Origin of the sequence: Streptomyces himalayensis subsp. himalayensis, assembly GCF_013778455.1 — a bacterium.
GTDB classification, from domain to species: Bacteria; Actinomycetota; Actinomycetes; order Streptomycetales; family Streptomycetaceae; genus Streptomyces; species Streptomyces himalayensis.
On sequence record NZ_JACEHE010000052.1, the window covers coordinates 15,466 to 39,044 of the forward strand.

At 70.4% G+C, this 23,579-nt stretch carries 23 protein-coding genes and 1 tRNA gene; 12 read left to right on the forward strand and 12 right to left on the reverse strand.

Annotated elements, in window-relative coordinates; translation table 11 throughout:
- Positions 1 to 51: 51 nt before the first annotated feature.
- Positions 52 to 714, forward strand: coding sequence for a MerR family transcriptional regulator (locus H1D24_RS39545; RefSeq protein ID WP_181662624.1), 663 nt, complete (start codon positions 52 to 54; stop codon positions 712 to 714).
- A 7-nt stretch (positions 715 to 721) separates the two neighbouring features.
- On the opposite strand, the gene H1D24_RS39550 is transcribed toward H1D24_RS39545, so the two are convergent.
- Positions 722 to 1,519 carry an exodeoxyribonuclease III gene (locus H1D24_RS39550; protein ID WP_181662607.1) on the reverse strand — a complete coding sequence of 266 codons (798 nt, stop codon included), beginning with the start codon at positions 1,517 to 1,519 and terminating at the stop codon, positions 722 to 724.
- Positions 1,520 to 1,588: 69 nt separating this feature from the next.
- Here H1D24_RS39550 and H1D24_RS39555 point away from each other — a divergent pair, with 69 nt between their 5' ends.
- The gene (locus H1D24_RS39555; RefSeq protein ID WP_181662608.1) at positions 1,589 to 2,071 is read left to right on the forward strand and encodes a GNAT family N-acetyltransferase; all 483 of its coding nucleotides are present in this window, start codon (positions 1,589 to 1,591) and stop codon (positions 2,069 to 2,071) included.
- A 52-nt stretch (positions 2,072 to 2,123) separates the two neighbouring features.
- Here H1D24_RS39555 and H1D24_RS39560 read toward each other — a convergent pair whose 3' ends face one another.
- On the reverse strand, positions 2,124 to 2,666 hold the full coding sequence (locus tag H1D24_RS39560; protein WP_181662609.1) for a hypothetical protein: 543 nt from the start codon (positions 2,664 to 2,666) through the stop codon (positions 2,124 to 2,126).
- 133 nt (positions 2,667 to 2,799) lie between these two features.
- Here H1D24_RS39560 and H1D24_RS39565 point away from each other — a divergent pair, with 133 nt between their 5' ends.
- A complete protein-coding gene (locus H1D24_RS39565; RefSeq protein WP_181662610.1) occupies positions 2,800 to 4,143 on the forward strand; it encodes an AfsR/SARP family transcriptional regulator in 1,344 nt (447 codons plus the stop codon).
- Positions 4,144 to 4,318: 175 nt separating this feature from the next.
- On the opposite strand, the gene H1D24_RS39570 is transcribed toward H1D24_RS39565, so the two are convergent.
- The 7 genes from H1D24_RS39570 to galU all read right to left on the reverse strand — a co-directional run bounded on the left by H1D24_RS39570 (position 4,319) and on the right by galU (position 10,337).
- Positions 4,319 to 4,392: transfer RNA gene (locus tag H1D24_RS39570), tRNA-Ala, on the reverse strand.
- A 125-nt stretch (positions 4,393 to 4,517) separates the two neighbouring features.
- Positions 4,518 to 6,032 carry a SepX/GlpR family protein gene (locus tag H1D24_RS39575; RefSeq protein WP_181662611.1) on the reverse strand — a complete coding sequence of 505 codons (1,515 nt, stop codon included), beginning with the start codon at positions 6,030 to 6,032 and terminating at the stop codon, positions 4,518 to 4,520.
- Between the two features lie 221 nt (positions 6,033 to 6,253).
- On the reverse strand, positions 6,254 to 6,865 hold the full coding sequence (locus H1D24_RS39580; RefSeq protein ID WP_309484615.1) for a GNAT family N-acetyltransferase: 612 nt from the start codon (positions 6,863 to 6,865) through the stop codon (positions 6,254 to 6,256).
- 20 nt (positions 6,866 to 6,885) lie between these two features.
- Entirely contained in the window at positions 6,886 to 7,473 is a 588-nt protein-coding gene (locus H1D24_RS39585) for a MogA/MoaB family molybdenum cofactor biosynthesis protein (protein WP_181662612.1), read from the reverse strand.
- Positions 7,470 to 7,994, reverse strand: coding sequence for a cyclic pyranopterin monophosphate synthase MoaC (gene moaC, locus H1D24_RS39590; protein WP_181662613.1), 525 nt, complete (start codon positions 7,992 to 7,994; stop codon positions 7,470 to 7,472). The genes H1D24_RS39585 and moaC overlap by 4 nt, the downstream gene beginning before the upstream one ends.
- An 86-nt stretch (positions 7,995 to 8,080) precedes the next feature.
- Positions 8,081 to 9,409: a molybdotransferase-like divisome protein Glp gene (gene glp / locus H1D24_RS39595; protein ID WP_181662614.1), complete on the reverse strand. Its 1,329-nt coding sequence runs from the start codon at positions 9,407 to 9,409 to the stop codon at positions 8,081 to 8,083.
- Positions 9,410 to 9,413: 4 nt separating this feature from the next.
- A complete protein-coding gene (gene galU / locus H1D24_RS39600; RefSeq protein WP_181662615.1) occupies positions 9,414 to 10,337 on the reverse strand; it encodes a UTP--glucose-1-phosphate uridylyltransferase GalU in 924 nt (307 codons plus the stop codon).
- Between the two features lie 93 nt (positions 10,338 to 10,430).
- Here galU and H1D24_RS39605 point away from each other — a divergent pair, with 93 nt between their 5' ends.
- Positions 10,431 to 11,045 carry a 5-formyltetrahydrofolate cyclo-ligase gene (locus tag H1D24_RS39605; RefSeq protein WP_181662616.1) on the forward strand — a complete coding sequence of 205 codons (615 nt, stop codon included), beginning with the start codon at positions 10,431 to 10,433 and terminating at the stop codon, positions 11,043 to 11,045.
- A gap of 69 nt (positions 11,046 to 11,114) precedes the next feature.
- On the opposite strand, the gene H1D24_RS39610 is transcribed toward H1D24_RS39605, so the two are convergent.
- Entirely contained in the window at positions 11,115 to 13,892 is a 2,778-nt protein-coding gene (locus H1D24_RS39610) for a penicillin acylase family protein (RefSeq protein WP_181662617.1), read from the reverse strand.
- Between the two features lie 266 nt (positions 13,893 to 14,158).
- On the opposite strand from H1D24_RS39610, the gene H1D24_RS39615 reads away from it, so the two are divergent.
- The 6 genes from H1D24_RS39615 (at position 14,159) to mscL (ending at position 20,319) form a co-directional block, all read left to right on the forward strand.
- Entirely contained in the window at positions 14,159 to 15,655 is a 1,497-nt protein-coding gene (locus tag H1D24_RS39615) for a potassium/proton antiporter (protein WP_181662626.1), read from the forward strand.
- Between the two features lie 328 nt (positions 15,656 to 15,983).
- A complete protein-coding gene (locus H1D24_RS39620) occupies positions 15,984 to 17,291 on the forward strand; it encodes an MFS transporter (RefSeq protein WP_258564698.1) in 1,308 nt (435 codons plus the stop codon).
- A 67-nt stretch (positions 17,292 to 17,358) separates the two neighbouring features.
- The gene (locus tag H1D24_RS39625; protein WP_181662619.1) at positions 17,359 to 17,679 is read left to right on the forward strand and encodes an FmdB family zinc ribbon protein; all 321 of its coding nucleotides are present in this window, start codon (positions 17,359 to 17,361) and stop codon (positions 17,677 to 17,679) included.
- A gap of 193 nt (positions 17,680 to 17,872) precedes the next feature.
- Complete coding sequence (locus H1D24_RS39630; RefSeq protein WP_181662620.1) at positions 17,873 to 18,763, forward strand: S-methyl-5'-thioadenosine phosphorylase; 891 nt, start codon at positions 17,873 to 17,875, stop codon at positions 18,761 to 18,763.
- A 485-nt stretch (positions 18,764 to 19,248) separates the two neighbouring features.
- On the forward strand, positions 19,249 to 19,701 hold the full coding sequence (locus tag H1D24_RS39635; protein WP_374064711.1) for a hypothetical protein: 453 nt from the start codon (positions 19,249 to 19,251) through the stop codon (positions 19,699 to 19,701).
- 138 nt (positions 19,702 to 19,839) lie between these two features.
- Positions 19,840 to 20,319, forward strand: coding sequence for a large conductance mechanosensitive channel protein MscL (mscL, locus tag H1D24_RS39640; RefSeq protein ID WP_181662628.1), 480 nt, complete (start codon positions 19,840 to 19,842; stop codon positions 20,317 to 20,319).
- A 22-nt stretch (positions 20,320 to 20,341) separates the two neighbouring features.
- On the opposite strand, the gene H1D24_RS39645 is transcribed toward mscL, so the two are convergent.
- A complete protein-coding gene (locus H1D24_RS39645) occupies positions 20,342 to 20,524 on the reverse strand; it encodes a hypothetical protein (RefSeq protein WP_181662621.1) in 183 nt (60 codons plus the stop codon).
- A 181-nt stretch (positions 20,525 to 20,705) separates the two neighbouring features.
- Complete coding sequence (locus H1D24_RS39650; protein ID WP_181662622.1) at positions 20,706 to 21,995, reverse strand: RNA-guided endonuclease InsQ/TnpB family protein; 1,290 nt, start codon at positions 21,993 to 21,995, stop codon at positions 20,706 to 20,708.
- Positions 21,996 to 22,023: 28 nt separating this feature from the next.
- On the opposite strand from H1D24_RS39650, the gene H1D24_RS39655 reads away from it, so the two are divergent.
- Both H1D24_RS39655 and H1D24_RS39660 read left to right on the forward strand, forming a co-directional pair.
- Positions 22,024 to 22,227: a toxin-antitoxin system HicB family antitoxin gene (locus H1D24_RS39655; RefSeq protein ID WP_220137748.1), complete on the forward strand. Its 204-nt coding sequence runs from the start codon at positions 22,024 to 22,026 to the stop codon at positions 22,225 to 22,227.
- 314 nt (positions 22,228 to 22,541) lie between these two features.
- Positions 22,542 to 23,576 (forward strand): P1 family peptidase, encoded by a 1,035-nt coding sequence (locus H1D24_RS39660; protein WP_181662623.1) that lies wholly within the window; start codon positions 22,542 to 22,544, stop codon positions 23,574 to 23,576.
- Positions 23,577 to 23,579: the final 3 nt, after the last annotated feature.

Genomic DNA, 23,579 nt, shown 5'->3' on the forward strand with positions numbered 1-23,579 from the left:
ACGACATAGTCTGCTGCCGTGGCAGAGGGGCGAGAGGGACGCGAGTACCGCATGGCGGAGCTGGCCAAGGAGGCCGGCATCACGGTGCGAACCCTGCGCTTCTACCGCGAACGCAGGCTCCTCCCGCCACCGCGCCGCCAGGGCCGCATCGCCTGGTACGGCGAACACCACCTGGCCCGGCTGCGGACCATCTCCGCCCTGCTGGAACGCGGACACACGCTCAACGGCATCGCCGAACTCGCCGAAGCCTTCGACCACGGCCGCGACGTCGGCGAACTCCTGGGCTTCGACGCCCCGTCGGAGGAGACCCCGGTCCGCCTCTCGCCCGAGGAACTGGCCGACCATTTCGCGGGCGAGGTCACCCCGGAGAACCTCGCCGCCGCCCTGGAGCTCGGCTACCTGGGCACCGACGGCGGCGAGATCGTGCACGTCAGCCGCCGCCTGCTGGACGTGTCGTCGGCGATGGTCCGCGAGGGCATCCCCCTGGCCGCCGTCCTGGAGGCGGGCCGCCGCGTCCGCGAACACGCGGACGCCCTGGCCGAGATCTTCACCGAACTCGTCGCCGCCCACGCGTCACCGGAGGACGTCCAGCGACTGCGCCCGCTCGCGAAGAGCGTGGTGGAGGCGGAACTGTCGATGGCGCTGGACCGGAGGCTGGCGGCCGGTCAGAACACGGAGCCGGACGAGGAGAAGAAAGCCGGCTCAGGCAGCTAGGCCATAGTCACATCTCGTACACCGCGGTCACCGGGGCATGGTCCGACCATCGCTGGTCATAGCTGGCCGCGCGCTCGACGAAAGCCTTGACCGCCCGCCCGGCGAGCCCCGGGGTGGCGACGTGGTAGTCGATGCGCCATCCGCTGTCGGTGTCGAAAGCCTTGCCGCGGTACGACCACCACGAGTAGGGCCCCTCGACATCCGGATGCAGCGCCCGTACGACGTCGACGTACCCGTCGTCGCCGAGGATCTGCCCCAGCCACTCCCGCTCCTCAGGCAGGAAGCCGGAGTTCTTGCGGTTGGACTTCCAGTTCTTCAGGTCGGCCTCACGGTGCGCGATGTTCCAGTCGCCGCACACGAGCACCTCGCGCCCGTCCGCGGCGGAACGCTCCTTCAGCGCCTTCAGATACGCGCGGAACTCCCCCATGAAACGGATCTTCTCGTCCTGCCGCTCCGTGCCCACCTCGCCGGACGGCAGATACAGACTGGCGACCGTGACGCCCGGCAGATCCACCTCGACGTACCGACCACTGGCATCGAACTCGCTCGACCCGAAGCCGGTCTGGACGCGCTCCGGCTCGCGGCGCGTGTAGAGGGAGACGCCCGCGCGCCCCTTCGCAGCGGCCGGTGCATGGACGACATGCCATCCGTCCGGTTCGCGCACCTCGTCGGGGAGCTGCTGGGGCTCGGCCCGCACCTCCTGCAGGCAGAGCACATCGGCGGAGGTGTCGGCGAGCCACTCCACGAAGCCCTTCTTGGCGGCCGCGCGCAGCCCGTTCACATTCACGGTCGTCACTGTGAGCACCCCGGCACGATACCGGCACACTGGTTGAAGTAGGGACGGGCGTCGACGCATAGATGTACCATGTTCCGCATGAATATCCGCCGCGTCTCCTTCGACCACCCTGACGCCGTCAAGCTCAACGACCGGGTCCAGCTCGAATACGCAGAGCGCTACCAGGACGAGGGCGACGTCACACCGCTCGACGCCACGATGTTCAAGCCGCCGCTCGGGCTGTACCTCATCGCGTACGACGAGTTCGGCACCCCTCTCGCGACCGGCGGCTGGCGCACGCAGGACCAGAACGGCAAGGGCTACTCGGACGGCGACGCGGAGCTCAAGCGCATGTACGTCATCCCGCAGGCCCGCGGCCTGGGCCTCGCCCGCCGCATCCTCGCCGCCCTGGAGGACGATGCGCGCGCGGCCGGCCGCGTCCGCATGGTCCTGGAAACCGGCACCAAGCAGCCGGAGGCGATCAGCCTGTACACATCGAGCGGCTACGAGCCCTGCCCCAAGTTCGGCCACTACCGCTTCGAAGAACTGAGCCGCTGCTTCGCCAAGCCCCTGATGGTCTGAGGCGCGGCGGTCGCCGTCGGCCACAGGCGCAGGAACCCCGGCCGCCAGGTGGTCAGTCGATCCGGGCGCAGAGGTCGTCCTGCGTCCCGGACGCCATGGTCACCGTCTTGTACCCGGTGGAGCTGATGTCCAGGGTGTACACCCCGTCGATGATGTAGAGCCCGCGCGGCAGGTTGCCTCCGTTCTCCCCCACGCCGACCAGCACGGGGCCGCGCACGGACCAGAACTGCGAGCCGTCGGTGCGGTAGTCGACGACGGCTGTGCCGCTCGCGTCCGCGTCGTAGGAGGCGCCGGTCCCGGTGTTGGTGACCCGCACGACAAGGTCACCCTTGTACGCGACCCGCTTCGCGGAGCCGTCGGGATAGGTGTCCAGCACGCGCTGCACCACCTCGTCGACGACGGGCTCACCGTGCACGGGGAAGTCGCACCGGACGCCTGCGGTGACGTCCCATGGCGCGGAGGGCGCCGGTTCCCAGCCCTTGCCGGTGCCCCCGCCGGTGTCGGCGGACACGGCCGAGGCGGGCACCGCCGAGGCGGGCACCGCGCCGAGGAGCACGGTGGCAAGGGCCAGCAGGGCAACGCTGGTTCGTCGCATGGCTTCTCCCTGGTGAAGCTGGTAGGCGTTGAGATCACGCGGACGTCAGCCTCGGTCCTGCCACTGACCAAACCCTCACCACGGCCTGAGCGGGTAGGAAGCGCCTGTACATCCGGCTAGGCTGCCGCGAATCATGGAGTTCCAGCTGCTCGGCCCGTTCGAGGCCCGTCACGAGGGGCAGCAGATCCTGAAGGGCAGCCGCCGCCAGGAGCGGTGCCTGCTGTCGATCCTGCTGCTGCACGCGGGTCGCACCGTGACGACCGCACGCCTCATCGACCTGCTGTGGAACGGCGAAGCGCACGCCTCGGCCCGCAGCACGGTCCACACCTACATCGGCAGGCTCCGCGCCGCCCTCACGCCGCACGGAGTACGCATCGACACCAAGCACGACGGCTATGCCGTCGAGCCCGGTCGGCATGTGATCGACGCACAGGAGTTCATCCGCCTCGTCCGGCAAGCGGCAGACGTCGGCGATCCCGCGGAGCGGGTGCGCCTCCACGACCAGGCCCTCGGGCTGTGGAAGGGCCCGCTGCTCGCCGATGTGGCCGACGATCAGCTTCGCGACCGGATCGGCGGCCACATCGGCGAGCTACGCATGTCCGCCCTGGAGCAGCGGGCCGAGTCCCAGCTCGCCATGGGCGAGCATGAGCGCGTTGCGGAGGATCTGCTGGCGCCGGCCCAGGAACATCCGGAGCGGGAACGGCTGGTCGCCGCCCGGATGACCGCGCTGTACCGCAGCGGCCGCCAGGCCGATGCCCTCCAGCTGTACAGCAGCACGCACCAGGTGCTGGTGACCGAGTTCGGCATCGAGCCGGGCACCGAGCTGCGGACGCTTCACGACCGCATCCTGCAGGGCGATCCCCGGCTGGACCGGCCGCCCGCGCCCATCTATGCGGTGCGGGTCGGCGACGAGTGGCTCCCGTGGAACACCAGCGGCCATCCGGCACTCGAGTTCTGCAACACCTACGCCGGCTGGAGCGGCCCTCGTCTGCCCGGATCGGAGTGGCTGCGCAGCTACGCCACACTCGCCGTGTGGGCCGGTCATATGGACCTGGCGGAAGACCCGGTCGTCACCCGGCTGCTCAAGCAGGCACGGCAGCACCCCGACGAGGCCGCCGCCGTCCTGGACGAGGCCCGGGAGTTCCGTGGAAACCTCTACGCCTGCCTGACCGATCCCCACGACACCCGTGCCTTCAAGGCCGTGGCCGGTGCAGTGGAGGACGCCGCCAAGGTTTCGGTGTTCACCCGCGGCGAGGACGGCCTGGCGCGCTGGGTGCCGTCCCGCACAGCCGGCTTACGGCTGCCCGTCCATGCGGTTGCCCACAGTGCCGCAGAGCTGCTCGCGGATCCGCAACGCTTCACGATCCGCACCTGCCCCAGCGCGGACTGCGGCTGGCTCTTCCTCGACCAGCGCGGACGGCGCAGATGGTGCAGCCTGGCGACCTGCGGCAGCAGCAGGCAGCTGTCGCGCAGCTGATGCGGGGACATTTGGCGGGCCCCTGGACAGCTGAATCAACCGCCTCCGGCACCAGCACCCGTTCGGAGACTTCGCCTCGAACAGACCCCGGAAACACGGAAATCCCGCCCGATCTGACCGATCGGACGGGATCTCGCGAACTCTCCTTGAGTCAACTCAAGAACAGTCGCTGCGGTGGACCTGAGGGGATTTGAACCCCTGGCCCCCTCGATGCGAACGAGGTGCGCTACCGGACTGCGCCACAGGCCCTTGCAACGAGTGAAACTCTAGCATCCCGGTCCGGGTGCTTGGAAATCCGTTCCTGGCTGGTCAGCGGAGGCGGCCGACCGGGGCCGACGGACGAGCGCGGTGGCTCGCCCGTCGGCGGCGGCGCCTCACTCGTTGGCGGCCCGGGGCCGGTCGCCGTCCGCGTACTGGTCGAACAGCGGGGTGCGGCCGCGCTCGCGCGACCGCCGTGCGGAGGCCGCGCGGCGTGCGTCGCTGCGGTCGCCCGCGGCGGCGTCCTGCGGGTCTGCCCCCTCGTCCTGGCCTTCCGCCGCCGAGCCCGCCGGGGTGCGCTCCTGCGCGGCCGAGCCCTCGCTGCCGGCTGCACCATCGCGATCCGCTCCGGACGCGGGACGCGCAGCCGGCTCAGCGGCGCTCGACCGCGCCGAGCTCCATACGTCGGGCGCGCCCAGGTCGACACCGCCGGTGGCGCGCGGGGCGACCGGCGCCGTCACATACGTGGGCAGCGGCACGGGCACGGGCTCCCAGCTGTCGCCGCGACCCGGGCCGTGCTGCCGCTCGCGCTGCTGGTCGAGCCACTCCGCGTGGTCGGTCTGCTCGACGATGGCGCGGCGGTCGGCGGCGAGCGACGAGAGGTCGGTGCCGGTGGCGGGCGCCGTTTCCTCCTCCGTTTCGTCGCCGGCCGGCCCCTCGGCGGGCGGACGCCGACGCGGCTGCCGCTCCCGCTCACGCAGGCTCCGCGCCGCGGCCTCGGCCCGGCGCCGGTCCATGACGTAGGTGAAGCGGTGCCGCTCCTGGGAGCGCAGGTACGCGATGTAGCCGCTGAGCAGGATGGCCGGCACGGCGGGCGCCCACAGGAACGCGAGCCCTCCGACCGCGGCGACGATCGCACCGAGCGAGAAGGCGAGGAAGAGGACCACCGTCGTACGGCGACGGCGCGCAAGCACCTGCGAGCGCCGGGCGCGAGCGGCGGCGTCCCTCTTGGCGGCGCGACGCGCGGGCGACGGCTGCTGCCGGGATGACTGCCGCGCGGGCGAGGGGTCCGCGGGCTGGACCTTGGCGTGCACCTTCGGCGGCTGGGACCGTGCGTGGGCGTGCGCCTGGGGACGGCCCTGCGGCGGGACTCCCGGGCGCGCTGCCGCGTTTCCGTGCGCATCCCGCCGTGCGTCCTCGCGCTCGTCCCGCTCGTCTCTTCGTACGCCCCGGCCGTCGCCTCGTACGCCCCGGCCGTCGCCTCGTACGCCCCGGCCGTCGGCGCGTACGCCCCGGCCGTCGGCGCGTACGTCCGGGCCGTCGGCGCGCCGTGCGTCCCGGCCCTGGTCGCGCCGAGCAGCGCGGGCCGCTTCGCGCGTCTCCCTGCGCGCCGGAGGCACGTCCTTGCGCGACGGAGAAGACGGAGGCACGGCGAATGCCCGGACGTCCACCGAGTCGGCGACGCCGTCCGGGTCGGCGCGCGGATCAGGCCCTCCGGCCGAGCGCGCTTCCAGGTCCTTGGCGTATCGGCGCTCCATCCCCGCTCGTCCGGACAGCAGCCGGATGGCGGTGCTGAAGCGTTCCGTCGGACGGGCTTCGTTCAGCTCGTCCTGCCTACGGAGCCACATCGGCACCAAGTAGGCGGCCCAGGCCCCGACGATGACTGCGTAGATGAGGCCGCTGCTGCTCACGCCTCACACGGTAGAGGGGTTTGCGTGAGGCCATCTGCCAATTCGGCCGGTGTGTCGCACGATCTGGCTGATATTCCGACCTTTTTTTGCGACTCATGCGATCAAGGGCGCCACGGCGACGGGAAATTTAATGCCTTAGGCGATCGACCCGCGGTCATTTTCGAACATTTATTTTATTCCGCATCGACGAGCGGGCCTCAGCAGGTGTTCTGCCCGGTCCATCAGACGGTGTTCTGCCCGCTGTTCCTGGAACGCGCCTGGTGCCAGCGGCGGAGCAGCCCCTCGGGAACCTCCTCGGCGGTGAGCGCGAAGACAAGATGATCGCGCCAGGCGCCGTCGATGTGAAGATACCGTGGACGAAGTCCCTCCTCGCGGAATCCGAGTTTCTCCACGACCCTGCGGCTTGGCGCGTTCTCGGGGCGAATGCAGACTTCTATGCGGTGCAGGCCGACCGTGCGGAAGCAGTGGTCGACGGCGAGCGCCACGGCCGTCGGCATCACACCGCGGCCCGCGACCGCCTCGTCGACCCAGTAGCCGATATGGCCCGAGCACATCGAGCCCCAGGTGATTCCGGCGACCGTCAGCTGTCCGACGAGGCGGCCCTGGTACTCGATGACGAAGGGCAGCATCCGGCCCGCACCGGCCTCGGCACGGAGGTGGCGGACCATCTGACGGTAGGTAGGGCGATGCGCGATGGGGCCGCTCGGGGTGGGCGGCGGAATGGTCGCCTCCCAGGGGCGCAGCCAGTCCCGGTTGCGCCGGTTGACCTCGCGCCATGTCCGTTGGTCGCGCAGCTTTATGGGGCGGAGAGCGATGTCGCCGTCCGTGAGCACGACGGGCCAGGATGGGCTGTTCAGCTCACACCCCCTGGGGGTACCTCCCAGGCCTCTGAGGCACTGGGGGAGGGTCTGGGGTGGTCGCCGCCGCGGATCTGGTCGACGGCGTGCACCAGCAGGGGCTCCAGGACGGCGAGGCCGTCCCGGACGCCGCCGGTGGAGCCGGGCAGGTTGACGATCAGCGTCCGCCCGGCGACCCCGGCAAGCCCCCGGGAGAGAACCGCCGTGGGCACCTTCACCTGTCCGAACGAGCGAATGGCCTCAGGAATGCCCGGCACCTCGTAGTCGATGACGCGCCGGGTGGCCTCCGGCGTGCGGTCGCTGGGCGAGATGCCGGTGCCTCCCGTGGTGAGGATGACGTCGTACCCCGCCTCGACACCGGCCCGAAGCGCCTGCTCGACGGGGTCGCCGTCGGGCACCACCTGAGGGCCGTCGACGGCGAAGCCGAGCGCCGTCAGTGCCTCGGCGATCAAGGGCCCGCCCTTGTCGGCGTAGACCCCGGCCGCCGCGCGGTTCGACGCGGTGACCACGAGGGCACGGCGCGGTGCAGCCGCATCGCTGTGCGCGGGCACGTGCGCGTGCGCGTGCGAGTCGGCGGCGCTCATGCCGCGCCCCCCGCCCGGTGCCAGTCCCCCGACTTCCCGCCCGTCTTCTCCTCCACCCGTACGTCCGTGATGACGGCGCCCTTGTCGACGGCCTTGACCATGTCGATCACCGTGAGCGCCGCCACGGTGACGGCGGTGAGGGCCTCCATCTCGACGCCCGTGCGGTCCGTCGTCTTCACCGTGGCGGTGATCTCCACGGCGTCGTCGGCGACCGACAGATCCACCTTGACGCCGGAGACGGCCAGCGGGTGGCACAGCGGGATCAGGTCCGGGGTGCGCTTGGCGCCCATGATGCCCGCGATACGGGCGGTCGCGAGGGCATCGCCCTTGGGGACGCCCTCCCCGCGCAGCAACTCGACCACGCGGGGCGCGACGAGAACGCGGCCGGTGGCGCGGGCGGTGCGCGCGGTCACGTCCTTGCCGGATACGTCGACCATGCGGGCGGCGCCCGCGTCGTCGATGTGCGTCAGCCGTTCCGGCTCCGGAGGTCCGGGGGTCTCCCCCCGGGAAAACACGGTCATTCGCTGTCGCGCTCCTGGTCAGGGCCGACGCCGAGCGCGCGGGCCTTGTGTGCGCGACAGGTTACTCCCGCCCGACCGGCCGATGCTCAGCCGAGCAGGATCACTTCGACCTCCGCGCCCGGCTCGACCGAGGTGGTGTCCTCGGGGACGACGATCAGCGCGTCCGCGTGCGCGAGGGCGGCGATGAGATGCGACCCCGCCCCGCCGACGGGCGTGACGGTGCCCGCCTCCGCGTCGTACCGCCCTCGCAGGAACTGTCGCTTGGCCGCGGGCGAGGAGAGCGCCTTGCCGGTCGCCAGGACCGCCTGTGCGGTCGGCCGGTGGACGTCCGCGAGCCCCATCAGGGTGCGGATCGCGGGGCGCACGAACAGCTCGAACGAGACGTACGACGAGACGGGGTTGCCGGGCAGCGCCAGCAGCGGGGTGTGGTCGGGGCCGATGGAGCCGAAGCCCTGGGGCTTGCCCGGCTGCATGGCCAGCTTGCGGAACTCGATGCCGCTGCCGGCCTCGTCCTCGTCGCCGACGTAGGACAGGGCCTCCTTGACGACGTCGTAGGCGCCGACGCTGACGCCGCCCGTGGTGACGATCAGGTCGGCGCGGATCAGCTGGTCCTCGATGGTGGCGCGCAGGGTGTCGGCGTCGTCGGCCACGGCGCCCACGCGGTAGGCGATCGCTCCGGCGTCACGGGCGGCCGCGGTGAGCGCGAAGCTGTTGGAGTCGTAGATCTGGCCGTCGTCCAACTTCTCGCCGGGCTGGACGAGTTCGCTGCCGGTGGACAGGACGACGACGCGCGGGCGCGGGCGTACCCGGACGGTGCCGCGGCCGATGGCGGCGAGCAGGGCGATCTGCGGCGGGCCGAGAACCGCGCCCGCCTCCAGTGCGCGCTCTCCGGCCTTGACGTCGCTGCCTTTCGCGCGCACGTGCGCGCGTGCCTCCGCCGGGCGGTACACATGGACCCGCCCGTAGGAGCCCTCCGGGGCGGCGCTGTGGGCGCGCATGCCGGAGACGGGACCCGCGCCCAGTCCGCCGTCGGTCCACTCAACCGGGACGACGGTCTCGGCGCCGGGCGGCAGCGGGGCGCCGGTCATGATGCGGGCGGCCTGGCCGGGCCCGACCGCGGGCTGCGCGGCCTGGCCCGCGGCGACGTCGCCGACGACCGTCAGCACGGCAGGGAACTCCTCGCTCGCACCCGACACGTCGGCGACCCGGACCGCGTACCCGTCCATCGAGCTGTTGTCGAAGGGCGGCAGGGACACCGGCACCGTGACGTCCTCGACGAGGACGCAGCCCTGGGCGTCGAGCAGATGCAGCTCGATGGGCTCCAGGGGCCGGACGGTAGCGAGGATGTCCTCCAGGTGCTCGGTCACCGACCAGATGTGGTCCTGGCCGGTGACGCGGGTCGCGGCGTTGCTCAAATTGCTACATCTCCTCGGTGACGTAACTGCGAAGCCAGGTCCGGAAGTCCGGGCCCAGGTCTTCACGTTCGCACGCGAGTCTGACAATGGCACGCAGATAGTCGCCACGATCGCCGGTGTCATAGCGGCGGCCCTTGAAGACCACGCCGTGCACGGGGCCGCCGGCCCCGCCCCCGTCGGTGCCGCGGTGCTCCTCGGCCAGCTTCTGCAGGGCGTCGGTGATCTGGATCTCGCCGCCGCGGCCCGGCTCGGTCTTGCGGAGTATGTCGAAGATGTACGGGTCGAGGACGTAGCGTCCGATGATCGCGTAGTTGCTGGGGGCGTCCGCCGCGTCGGGCTTCTCGACCAGGCCGGTGACCTCGACGACGTCGCTGTCCTCTGTGGGCTCCACGGCCGCGCAGCCGTAGAGGTGGATCTGGGCCGGGTCGACCTCCATGAGCGCGATGACGCTGCCGCCGCGCTGCTCCTGGACCTCGATCATGCGCGCGAGCAGGGGGTCGCGCGGGTCGATCAGGTCGTCGCCGAGGAGGACGGCGAAGGGCTCGTGGCCTACGTGCGGCGCGGCGCACAGGATGGCGTGGCCGAGGCCCTTGGGGTCGCCCTGGCGTACGTAGTGCATCGTCGCGAGGTCGCTGGATTCCTGGACCTTGGCGAGCCGGTCGCCGTCGCCCTTCTTCTGCAGGGCGGATTCCAGCTCGTAATTGCGGTCGAAATGGTCCTCCAGGGGGCGCTTGTTGCGGCCCGTGATCATGAGGACGTCGTCGAGGCCGGCGGACACGGCTTCCTCGACCACGTACTGGATCGCGGGCTTGTCGACGACCGGCAGCATCTCCTTGGGAGTGGCCTTGGTGGCCGGCAGGAACCGGGTGCCGAGGCCTGCTGCGGGAATGACAGCCTTGCTGATCCTTGGATGCGACGACTCAGTCATGTCCGCAACCATAACCGGTGCCAATGTGCGGAATCTGTGGGTCCGGTCAATTCGCTCTCATATGAGCCGAATATGAGGAGTTATGAGAACACCATGAATCACGCCACGAGCGGCACCGAGCCTGGCAAGCGAATGTTGCGGCGGGGATTCGTCTCGGTGAGAAGCCGGTTGACAGAGGATGACGTGCGGGAGGCGGCGGCGGTTCTCGCCGACCGGGCCCTGGAGTTGCCGGAGCTCTCAGGTGCCCGCACGGTCGCGGCCTATGTCTCGATGGGCAGAGAGCCGGGCACGCGCGCGTTGCTCGACGCACTGCACGCACGCGCGGTGCGCGTCCTGCTGCCGGTGCTGCTGGCCGACAACGACCTCGACTGGGGGGCGTACGGGGGCGAGGGCTCGCTCGTCGGCGTCCGGCACCCGGGGAAGATCGAACTCCTTGAGCCGGCGGGCGCACGGCTCGGACCCGACGCCGTCCTGGAGGCGGACGCCGTCCTGCTGCCGGGGCTCGCCGTGGATGCGCGCGGGATGCGGCTGGGGCGCGGCGGAGGCTCGTACGACCGGGTGCTCGCGCGCCTGGAGCGGGCGGGCGTGAATCCGGCGCTGGTGGTGCTGCTGTACGACAGCGAGGTCGTCGAGCGCGTCCCCGAGGAGTCGCACGACCGGCCGGTGCATGCCGTGGTGACGCCTTCGGGAGTACGCCGCTTCCGCTGATCCCGGCCCCCTCGTATGCGAAGGGCCCCGCACGCGTGCGTGCGGGGCCACTTCGGCGGAGCCGGACCGTCAGGGCCGCAGCACCAGGGTGTCCTCCGTGGCGGCGCCGACCGACTTCTCCGAGAAGACCCACGGCAGGAGTTCGCCCTCGGCCCACTTGTCCGTCTGGTCGGTGTAGTGCGCGCTGTAGGTGTGTCCCGAAGCGCCGGTGAGGTTGATCCACCTGGACTTGTCGAGGTCCCCGAGGTTCACCACCATCCGCATCGACGGCACCCAGATCACTCCGTAGCCGCCCGCCGCGTTCCAGCCGGTCGCGTCGACCGCGGCCTCGCCGCCGCTGAGCTTCCACGGGCCGCGGTTCAGCACGTACTGCAGGAAGCCCGGGCCCTCGGTGCCCAGCGTCTGGTTCTTCAGGAACAGCCGGTGCAGGCGGCCCCAGCTCCAGGTGTCGATGTCCTTGCCGAGCTTGGCCGTCAGCTCCCAGCGGGCGTCCTGCAGGGCCCGCGCGAACAGCTCGTCACGGTTCGTGGCCGCGGGCTCCGTCCGCGTCTTCGGAGCCGTCCACCAGTCGTTGTCCTCGTCCTCGAGGATCCCCCGGACCACCTCGTACCAGCGGTCGCCGCCGTCCGGCTGCGCCGAGTCCGCGTCGCGCTGACCGCACTCGCGGATCTTGGTGGTGTCCTCGTCGACCGGGCCGGTGTTGCCCGCGGGCTCGACGTTCAGGCACTGGCCCTCGACCCGCAGCTCTTTGGGGAGCTTGTTGCCGAAGGCGAGCTTGAGGATGTTGCGCCAGACCGCGTTGAAGTACGCGGCCGCCGCCGAGTCGGCGTCCTGGGTGTAGTCCCAGCCCTCCAGCAGCTTCTGCGCCTCGCGGACATACGGGTCGGAGACGTCGATCTTGAGCAGCTTGGGCACGAGCAGCCGGGCGATCTCGCTGCTGTTGTCCGTCTGCATCTGGCGCATGTCCTCGGTGGAGATCTTGCCGCCGTTCTTGATCTTCGACTGGATGAGGTCGTTGATCCGCTGGCTGCGCGCGCCGTAGCCCCAGTCCGCCGTGAGCGCGTACGGGTACTTGTCCGGGTTTATCACGGCCTGGTTCGCGGTCACGATGTACCCGCGCTTCGGGTTGTACTCGTAGGGCAGCTCGGACTGCTTGATGTAGCCCGTCCAGCCATACTTGGAGTCCCAGCCCGGGGCGGGCAGCGAACCGTCGTAGCCGGAGCCGCGCGTCGGGATCCTGCCGGGCGCCTGGTAGCCGATGTTGCCCGTGGTGTCCGCGTAGATGAGGTTCTGCGAGGGCACGTCGAAGTCGGCGGCGGCCTTGCGGAACTCGGTCCAGTTGGCCGCCTTGTTCAGCTCGAACACGGCGTCCATGGAGTTGCCGGGCGTCAGCGCGGTCCAGCGCAGCGACACGCCGTAGCCGTCGCCGCGGTCGGGTGCCGCCGCGTCGACGGTGGCTTTCTGGCCGACCTTGACCAGTTCGTCGTCGCGGTCGGACAGCAGCGGCCCGTTGTCGGTCTCCCGGACGATGATCGTCTTGCTCGCGCCGTCCGCGACCTTGATGGTCTCCTTGCGGGTCTTGAAGGGCTTCACCTTGCCGTCGTACTGGTAGCCGTCGCCGGTGAACTTCTCCAGGTACAGGTCCGTGACGTCCGCGCCCAGGTTGGTCATGCCCCACGCGATGTCCTGGTTGTGGCCGATGACCACGCCGGGCATGCCGGAGAACGTGTAGCCGGAGACGTCGTACTGGCAGGTGTCGGAGACGCCCCGGCAGTGCAGGCCCATCTGGTACCAGATCGACGGCAGCTGAGGCGCCAGGTGCGGGTCGTTGGCGAGCAGCGGCTTGCCGGTGATGGTGTGCGCGCCGGAGACCACCCAGGAGTTGGAACCGATGCCGTTGCCGTTCGGCCCGAAGACCGACGGCACCTCGTCCAGGACGTCGGAGATCGCCGACAGCTGCGTCCCCACCCCCGACGGGGCGGTGGTGCCGCCCGCGAGCCCCGTGCCGGCGGTGGTGCCGGACTGCGTCTGCGTCTGTGTCTGCGTGCTCGCCGAGCTCCCCGGCCCGTACGTCTTGGTGGCGGCGTTGTACGCGCCCTCCTGCACGATCGGCTCGTTCCGGTCGTACGGGTATGCGGGGTACAGGTCCTTGATCTGGGACGGGCCGAGGCGGCTCGTCATCAGCGAACGGTCGATCTCGTCCTGCATGTTGCCGCGCAGATCCCAGGCCATGGCCTTGAGCCAGGCCACCGAGTCGACCGGCGACCACTTCTCCGGCTTGTAGTCGTTGGTGAAGCCGAGCGCCGCGTACTCGACGGAGAGATCCTCGCCGTCCTTGCCCTCGAGGTAGGCGTTGACGCCCTTGGCGTATGCCTGGAGGTACTTCTTGGTCTCCGCCGACAGCTTGGACTTGTACTCCTCCTCCGCCACCCGGCGCCAGCCGAGGGTGCGCAGGAACTCGTCCGTCTTGACCTGGCTCTTGCCGAACATCTCCGAGAGGCGGCCGGAGGTCATATGACGGCGTACGTCCATCTCCCAGAACCGGTCCTGCGCCTGCACATAGCCCTGGGCCATGAACAGGTCCTCGTCGGACGAGGCGTAGATCTGCGGGATCCCGTAGCTGTCGCGCTTCACGTCGACCGGTCCGGAGAGACCGTCGAGCTTGATCGACCCCTTCGTCTGCGGGAGGGAGGCGCGGACCGTGCTGACGCCCCAATACGCGCCGCAGCCCGCGCCCGCGATGACGGCAAGAACCAGGACGATCACGATCAATCGGGCGCGGCGGCCCTTCTTCCTGCCGGACTTGCCGGGCTCCTGACCGGAAGAGGCGGTGTGATTCGAGGGCATCGCTGTCCTTGCTGTCCTTCGCGAGCGGCAGAACGGGCTGTGCGGATGTGTGAGCGCTGGAGCAACCATAGGCGCAGGACACTTCCGCCCCGGACGCAAGGTCAGGAAGCGGGGGCGACCTGTGGGTGACGTACGTTCGAAGGCGCCGCCGAGGCGTCAAGAACGCGTTAACCATTAGGTAAGGTAACGAAGTAACCCGGCTCTCGCGCAAGACGCCTGCTGCCCGCACAAGAGCACAATGGCTCCACCAGGGGAAGGAACGGCCGCTGACAGTCCACCACCTCAACCAGCTCCTGCTCGTCTGCTCGCTCGTTCTGCTCGTCGCCGTGGCAGCGGTTCGTCTCTCCTCGCGCAGCGGACTCCCCAGCCTGCTCATCTACCTGGGGATCGGCATCGCCATGGGGCAGGACGGCCCCGGCCATATCTCCTTCAACAACGCCCAGCTCACCCAGGTGATCGGCTATGCCGCACTTGTCGTGATCCTCGCCGAGGGCGGCCTGGGCACGAAGTGGAAGGAGATCAGGCCGGCACTTCCGGCCGCTGCGACGCTCGCGACGGCCGGCGTGGCGGTGAGCGTCGGCGTCACGGCGGCGGGTGCGCACTACCTGGTCGGGCTGGAATGGCGGCAGGCGCTCATCATCGGCGCGGTGGTGTCGTCGACGGACGCGGCGGCGGTGTTCTCGGTACTGCGGAAAGTGCCCCTCCCCGCGCGCGTGTCCGGCATGCTCGAGGCCGAGTCGGGCTTCAACGACGCCCCCGTGGTGATCCTCGTCGTGGCGTTCTCCACGGCCGGCCCGGTGGAGCACTGGTACGTGCTCGTCGGCGAGATCGCCCTGGAGCTGGCGATCGGCGCGGCGATCGGGCTCGCGGTGGGCTGGCTCGGCGCCTTCGGACTGCGGCACGTGGCGCTGCCCGCGTCCGGCCTCTATCCGATCGCGGTCATGGCGATCGCGGTCAGCGCCTACGCGGTCGGGGCACTCGCGCACGGCAGCGGCTTCCTCGCCGTGTACCTCGCCGCGATGGTGCTCGGCAACGCAAGGCTGCCGCACTGGCCGGCCACGCGCGGCTTCGCCGAGGGCGTCGGCTGGATAGCCCAGATCGGCATGTTCGTCCTGCTCGGCCTGCTCGTCACGCCACACGACCTGGCGGACGACGTGCTGCCCGCCGTCGTCATCGGCCTGGTCCTGACCATGGTGGCGCGACCGCTGTCGGTGGTGGTCAGCCTGCTGCCGTTCCGAATGCCGTGGCGGGAGCAGGCGCTCATGTCGTGGGCGGGTCTGCGCGGCGCCGTGCCCATCATTCTCGCCACCATCCCGATGGTGTTCGACGTCGAGCACAGCCGCCGGATCTTCAACATCGTCTTCGTACTGGTCGTCGTCTACACCCTCGTCCAGGGGCCGACACTGCCCTGGCTGGCCCGGAAGATGCGCCTCGCCGAGACCGCCGAGGCCGCCGACCTGGGCATCGAGTCGGCGCCCCTGGAGCGCCTTGGCGGGCATCTGCTGTCCGTGGCGATCCCGAAGGGATCCAAGATGCACGGCGTGGAGATCAACGAACTGCGGCTGCCCGCGGGCGCCGCGGTCACGCTCGTGGTCCGCGACGGGAAGTCGTTCGTGCCGCTTCCGACGACCGTGCTGCGGCGCGGCGACGAACTGCTCGTGGTGGCGACCGATCCCGTGCGGGACGCCGCCGAGGCGCGACTGCGTGCGGTGGGGCAGGGAGGCAAGCTGGCCGGTTGGCTGGGGACGGGCGGGAGTCCGTGAGGCCGGCGATGGACTTGTACGATGAGGCGACCTGATCGGACCAACTCTGCCTGACGCAGAGCTGGCGCGACCGTATGGCGGCCGTGGCGCCCTCAGGGGCCCGCCCGGTATCTACCGCAGTCCAGCGCAAGAGGACAGCTCTCGGCGCCCCCGCACGGGCGCGCTACCAGGCGGCAGAAAGGCACGGGCCGTGGCATCCACGGTCACCTCGAAGTCGTCCCGCCCTGGGGCCTCCCGCCGGGGGTCATCCCACCCTGAGGCATCCCACTCTGGGGCATCCCGTCCTGGGGCATCCCACTCTGGGGCATCCCGTCCTGGCTACGGACAGCTGCTGCGCACGCGTGGCGCCTGGGCGTTCCTGCTCCCCGCATTCGCGGCGCGGCAGCCGTTCGCGATGCTGACCGTCTCCATCGTGCTGCTGGTGCAGCACACCACCGGCTCCTACGGTGCCGCGGGCGCCGTCGCCGCCGTCACCGGTGTCGCGATGGCGCTGTTCGCGCCCCTCACCGGCACGTGGGCCGACCGTTTCGGACAGCGCACCGTGCTGCTGCCCGGCGTCCTGGTGCACGCGGCGGCCGCGCTGACGCTGACGGTGCTCGCGTTGTCGCATGCGCCTCTGTGGGTGCTGTTCGCGGCCGCCGTGCCGACCGGCGCCTCCGTACCGCAGATCGGTCCGATGGTGCGGGCCCATTGGGCAGCCACGCTGCGGGACTCGCCACTGCTGACGACGGCCGCCGCGTTCGAGTCCGTCACGGACGAGCTGACGTTCGTCCTAGGCCCCCTGCTCGCGACCGCGCTGTGCACGGCCGTGGACCCGGCGGCCGGCCTGGTGGCTGAGGCGGTGCTGACGCTGGGCGGCGGGCTGCTCTTCGCGGCCCAGGCGGGCACGCAGCCGCAGCAATCCGTTTCCGTGCGGCCGCAGGAGTCCGATTCCGTGCCGCCGCAGCGGTCCCACTCCTTGAGGGGCAGCGCGAAGGTGACGGCCGGAGGTGACGGGCACGCGCGCGTGGAGCGCGTGCCCGCCCTCCGGGTGCCCGGCGTGCGAGTGCTGGCCGTGGCCTTCCTGGGCATCGGCTCCGTCTTCGGCGGCATGCAGGTCTCGCTGGCCGCGTTCACCCGGTCGATCGGGGAACCGGGCCTGAACGGAGTCCTCTACGGTGTCTTCGCCGCGGGCAACATGCTCTCCGGCATCGTCTGCGGAGCGATCGCCTGGAAGGCGGCCCCTCAGCGGCGGCTCGTCGTCGGATACGCGGCGCTGGCTCTGGCGGCCTCCGGGCTGTGGACCGCGCACTCCGTGCTGCTGCTGGCCGCGATCGGGCTGCTCGTCGGCGCCTGCATCGCCCCCGCCCTGATCACCGGCTACACGCTCGTCGACCGTCTGGTGGCGCCCACCGCGCGTACCGAGGCCTTCACCTGGCTGACCGCCGCGGTCGCGCTGGGCCAGGCCGCGGCGGTCACGCTCGCCGGGCAACTGGAGGACCGCCTCTGGAACGGCGCCGGATTCCTGGTGCCGCTGGCCGGTACGGGGCTGGCCCTGGTGACCGTTGTGACGCTGCGTACGCGACTCGTGCCGCGGCCCGAGGGGCGGACGGTGGCACGTGGCGTCGGTCACCGCGTGCCGCTCGCAGTGGACTGATCCCGGGGAATACGTCACTATGGACCGTCGTTAGCACTCATCGAGTGAGAGTGCCAGGAGGAAGCAAGTGCCGACCTATCAGTACCAGTGCACCGAGTGCGGCGAGGGCCTCGAGGCGGTGCAGAAGTTCACCGACGACGCCCTGACCGTGTGCCCCAGCTGCGACGGCCGCCTGAAGAAGGTGTTCTCCGCGGTCGGCATCGTCTTCAAGGGCTCAGGCTTCTACCGCAACGACAGCCGCGGCTCGTCCTCGAGCAGCTCGCCCGCCTCGTCGTCGAAGCCGTCGGAGTCGAAGGCCGCGTCTTCGGACTCCAAGTCCTCCACCAGCTCGTCCGGCACTTCGAGCTCGTCAGACACTTCAAGCTCCTCCAGCTCCTCCGCTGCGTAGCCACAGCTCCCCTGCTGTGCAACCACACAGCACCTCTGCTGCGTAAGGCCGCCGCGCAGGGCCTTTCACGAGGCTTTCTGCAGTCCTTTCAGGAGGCTGTCCGCAGGCCTTTCTCGATGCTGTCCCACGAGACCCTGCCGTTTTTCGACGGCGGGGTCTTCGGCGGTTCCCCGGCACGGCTACTGTGCTGACCATGGCGACCCTGGCGAACAAGGCAGACGCAGAGATCACCGGCGGGGCGGGCACAGAGCCCTCCGCGGAGATCGGCGTCATCGGCGGCTCCGGCTTCTACTCCTTCCTGGACGACGTGACCGAGGTACAGGTCGACACCCCTTACGGGGCGCCGAGCGACTCGCTCTTCCTCGGTGACCTGGCCGGCCGGCGGGTCGCCTTCCTCCCCCGCCACGGCCGCAGCCACCACCTTCCTCCGCACCGGATCAACTACCGCGCGAACATGTGGGCGCTGCGCTCCCTGGGCGTGCGCCAGGTGCTGGGGCCGTGCGCGGTCGGCGGGCTGCGGGCGGAGTACGGGCCCGGGACTCTGCTGGTGCCGGACCAGTTCGTGGACCGTACGAAGGAGCGGGTGCAGACGTACTTCGACGGGCTTCCGCTGCCCGGAGGAGGCCCCGTTCCGAACGTCGTGCATGTCTCGTTGGCCGACCCGTACTGCCCCGTGGGCCGCCGGGTCGCGGTGAAGGCGGCGCGCGGGCAGGGCTGGGAGCCGGTGGACGGTGGCACGCTCGTGGTGGTCGAAGGGCCCCGCTTCTCGACCCGGGCCGAGTCGCTGTGGCACGCGGCGCAGGGCTGGTCGGTGGTGGGCATGACGGGCCATCCCGAGGCCGCACTCGCCCGCGAACTCGAGCTCTGCTACACGTCGCTGACCCTGGTCACCGACCTCGATGCGGGCGCCGAGACGGGCGAGGGCGTCTCGCACGAGGAGGTGCTGAAGGTGTTCGCCGCGAACGTGGACCGGATGCGGACGGTCCTCTTCGACGCGGTGGCCGGCCTGCCGGCGAACGAGGAGCGGGACTGCCTGTGCACGCGGGCACTGGGCGGCATGGATCCGGGCATCGAGCTGCCGTGAGGGAGGCGGCGGCCGCCTAGGCAGGTCTGGGCCGGTCTGTTTTGGGCTGGGCTGTGGGCCAGGCTGGGCTGGGCTGGGCCGGTCTGTTCTGGGCTGGGCTGGGCCGGTCTGTTCTGGGCTGGGCTGGGACGCGGCCGCGAAGGCGCGGCCGGGCGGAACTTCCCGTTCGGGTGTGGGAGTTGTCCACAACCGGCCGGTAGTCCACGGGCCCCAGCAGGCCGCGGCGAGGAGCTGCATCGTGGATGCGCAAGCAGAGCTCCTCACCGCAGGTGGTGGTCACCGTGTCGCAGTTCTCCTCTTCACAGCACGCGTCCTCACAGCACGCGTCTCTGCGTTACGCGTCTCTCTCGCGCCCTCAGCCGGCGTCACTCGTGCTGCCGGAGTCACTCGCGCAGCCGGAGACGGACGCGCAGACGCACGAGCAGCGACATGGTCCGCCGGGCGGGGGCGCTCCCCCGACGTGCGAGGTCCCGCACTTCTCGCCGGTGCGCGTGCGAGGTGGGCGGCATGGTCTGCGCCGGCTCGTACGGCACAGACGGCGTGCCGTGGCGGCGGGTCTCGCCGTGACGGCGGCCGCGCTCGTGGCGACGGGCCCGCGTGACGTGCAGCGGGCCCAGGCACACCCGGCACCCGCGGCCCGGAACGAACCGCGGGCCGTGGAGCTGGTGGCCGCGCCCGTGCGAATCGCGGACGCCGCGACGGTGCGGCTGCTGCGCCCCGGCGACCGCGTCGATGTCGTCGCGGCCGACGGCACGGCGACGGGCGGCGCGGTCCCGCGTGTGGTGGCGAAGGGCGCGCGGGTGACGAAGATCCCCGAGGCCGCCGGGGACAGCGCGGCGGAGAGCGGGGCCCTGGTCGTGTTCTCCGTGCCACGGACCACAGCGGCACGTCTGGCCGGGGCCGGGGCTACAGCACGGCTGGCGGTGACACTGTGCTGATCTCAGCCGCACGCGAAACCTGCGCCGAGCTGTCAAGTCGCTCGTCGGGGAGGGCTCATTGGGCAGGCCTGAGGCGTTCTGCCGTAGGTTGCGGAGCTGATTGCTCCACAACCTGCAGATGTGAAGAAAGGCCTCGCGGTGAGCGTGAAGAAGACGTCGAGCGTCTGGGAGGGCTTCAAGACCTTCCTGATGCGCGGCAATGTGATCGACCTGGCGGTCGCGGTGGTCATCGGTGCCGCGTTCACCAACATCGTGAACGCCCTGGTGAAGGGCATCATCAACCCGTTGGTCGGCGCGTTCGGGACGAAGGATCTCGACCGGTACAGCTCCTGCCTGAAGGCACCGTGCGATTTCGACGAGAAGACCGGCACGGTCACGAGCGGCATCCCCCTCATGTGGGGCTCGGTGCTCAGCGCCACGCTCAGCTTCCTGATCACCGCCGCGGTGGTCTACTTCCTGATGGTGCTTCCCATGTCGAAGTACCTCGCAAGGATGGCGGAGCGGAAGGCCGCCAGGGAGGGAGCCCAGGAGAAGATCGAGGCGACCGAGCTGGAGCTCCTGAAGGAGATCCGCGATGCCCTGGTGGCACAGCGAGGTTCCGGGGACGGTACTCGCTAGCGGCAGCGGCGGCCCGGTGGGTTCAAAGGTGGTGGGGCGGCTTCTCGTCCAGGAAGCGTGCGAGGTCGGCGACGCTGTCACCGCTGGATGCCGGCGCCTCGCCCCACCCACGGTCGGTGTCGTCCGAGGACTGCTGTGTCAGCGGGTCGTCGAAGACGAGCGCGTCCTTCGGATCGCGCGGTTCGGGGGCGGGGGCAGTGCTCATGCATCAAGGGTACGTCCGGGCGCGAAGGGCCTCAGACGGCCCTGAGCCCCTGCCCCTCGAAGATCTGCCTGGCCGTCGCCACCTGCTCCGGGGCCGGAGACGGGGGTGTCGTGCAAGGGGAAAGCCCTGCCGAGTTCCCGCCGCCCACTTGGCCTCGCCAGTTTTTGACATCCTCCCCCTCTTAAAAGAGGGGGATTCCAACCCAGGTGGGTTGAGGTTCACGGACGCTCGACCGCTGTGTGGGCGGTGTCGTCCCTCCGGCACAGGCTTGACGCCTGGGGCGGAGGATCCCGCCCTGTCCTGCCGCGACGTTGGTTGCTGCGTTCTCGTCGGCGTTGCAGGTGAAGCCGCAGGAGGAGCAGATGAACTCGGCTTGGCTCTTGCGTGAGTTCTTGTCGATCCATCCGCAGGCGCTGCATCGCAGGCTGGTGTAGGGGGCCGGGACGTCCTGAACGCGGCCGGGGGCCTTGTGTTCGGTGCGCTGGCGCAGGAGCCCCCAGCCCTGGGCGAGGATGCCCCGGTTGAGTCCGGCCTTGGCGCGGACGTTCTTGCCGGGCTGCTCGACGGTGCCCTTCGCCGAGCGGGTCATGTTCTTGACGTTCAGCTTCTCGAACCGGATCACGTCATAGGACTGGGCGAGCATGGTTGATGTCTTCTCGCACCAGTCCTTGCGCCGGTTCGCCTCCCGCGCCTTGAGCCGGGCGACCTTGGCGTACTCAGCAGTCTTCTCCGGACTGCCCTTGGTGGCGCGTGCGGCGCGACGCTGGTACTTGCGGATCTGTGCCCGCTCCTTGACCGTGAGCTGCGGGCAGTTCAGCTTGCGCCCGTCCGACAGGGCGGCGGTGATCGTCACGCCGCGGTCGATGCCGATGGCTTCGCTCGTGCCGGGCGCCGGGATGGGCTCGGGGATGACGGCGAAGGCGATGTGCCACTGGCCGTTGCGGTAGTTGACGCGGAACGTCTTCGCCACCGGGAGTACGGCGCGGGTGAGGCGGAAGCGGACCCAGCCACAGCCGGGCACCTTCACCTGCGCCCGCTTGCGGTTCAGCTTCTGCACCACGACCGAGCGGCCCATGACTTGCTCGCCTGTCTTGGCATTCAGCTTCGGCGAGCCGTCGTCATCGAACTCCGGGAGGCGGTCGGTGCCGATGACGCGGAAGCCCTCGTGCACGTACTTCTTGCGCCAGGTCGGCTTACCGAACCCGGAGGTAAACCGTGCCGACTTGGCCTTGGTGAAGTCCTTCAGCGCCTGCTGTTGCACATCTGCATTGCCCTGACGCAGCCACTCATTCTCCGCGCGGGCCTCGGTCAGCTGACGGCACTGCTCCGCGAAGGAGGGCGCCGGTTTCCGCCCGCGCCTCCAGTGCGAATGCTGCTCCACGGCGAGGTTCCACACGTACCGGGCGTGCGCGCAGCGCAGGAGCATCTGCTGCTCCTGCTCACGCCTGGGGTACATCCGGAACCTCGACATGGGACCATTCTAGACACAGAATGGTCCCATGAAGCATGTGAACCTGAGACTCCCCGACGATCTGCACGAACAGGCCCGGGCCGCCGCCGCAGCCGATGACCGCTCCCTGAACTCATGGCTGGTTGCCGTCGTGCGACGCGCCGTCATCTCGGGCGAGACGCCGAATCGCCCTGAAGGCGATTCGGCTAACCCTGCCCCGCTACGCGGGAGCGGGCATTCACCCCGGCCCTGAAGGACCGGGCACCCTGCCCGGAAGAAGGGTGGGCGGTCTGCCCTGTCCCGTGAACGGTCTGCTCCATCATTTCCGCAGGAGCGCCAGTCGTCGCGCGCAAGATCCGAGTCCCTTCGTCGCTTTCCTGTCCATTGCACGCCTGGCACGACGGAACGGGGGGCTGCGTTGGTCCTCGATCAGCGGGCCGAAAGTCCCTCTCTTCGGAGCGCACAGCTCTCTTCGGCAAGGGCAGACCGGCGCATCCTGGTCGCAGGACATCGGCTTCGTCGCAGGACAACAGGTTCGTCACATCAAAAACAGGTGGAGACCCCGACATGGCAGTTGATGCGCTGACAGATGTGTCCGGGCTGCGCGTGGGGCACGCCACCCGGACCGGGGACGGCTGGCTCACCGGCACCACCGTCGTGCTCGCGCCGGAGGGCGGGGCGGTCGCGGCCGTGGACGTGCGCGGCGGCGGCCCCGGCACGAAGGAGACGGACGCGCTCGACCCGCGCAATCTGGTGCAGCGGGTCGAGGCCGTCGTCCTCACCGGCGGCAGCGCGTACGGGCTGGACTCGGCGTCCGGGGTGATGGCCTGGCTGGAGGAACGGCGGCGGGGCGTACGGGTGGGCCCCGAGCCGTCGCACGTCGTGCCCGTCGTCCCGGCGGCATGCGTCTTCGACCTGGGCCGCGGCGGCGACTTCCGGGCCAGGCCGGACGCGTCGACGGGCCGGGCAGCGGTGGAGGCGGCAGCGTGCACAGAGCTGGGCACGCCGGTGCAGACGGGCAGCGTGGGCGCCGGCACGGGCGCGGTGGTCGGCGGCATCAAGGGCGGGGTCGGCACGGCGAGCGCCCTGCTCGACTCGGGTGTCACTGTTGCCGCGCTGGTGGTGGCCAATGCCGCGGGCTCGGCGGTCGACCCGCTGACAGGCGTGCTCTATGGGCAGTTCTTCGAAGGGCGCGCGGCCTATCCGTCGGCGGCGGTCCATGATGCGGCGCAGCGTCGGCTGGCGGAGTCGGCCGCGAAGAACACACAGAACGCTCCGGCGCCGCTGAACACCACGCTGGCGGTCGTCGCCACCGACGCCGGGCTGACTCGCGCGCAGGCGCAGAAGCTCGCGGGCACGGCGCACGACGGCATCGCACGTGCCGTGCGCCCGGTCCATCTCCTCAATGACGGCGACACCGTCTTCGCCCTGGCCACCGGTGACCGCGCGCTGGCCACCGGGAACCCCCTCGCGCTGAACGAGATCCTCGCGGCCGGCGCGGACATGGTGACGCGGGCGATCGTACGGGCGGTCCTGTCCGCCGAGTCCGTGGAAGGGCCGGGCGGCGGCTACCCGTCGTACCGGCAGCTTTACGGGAGTTGAGGG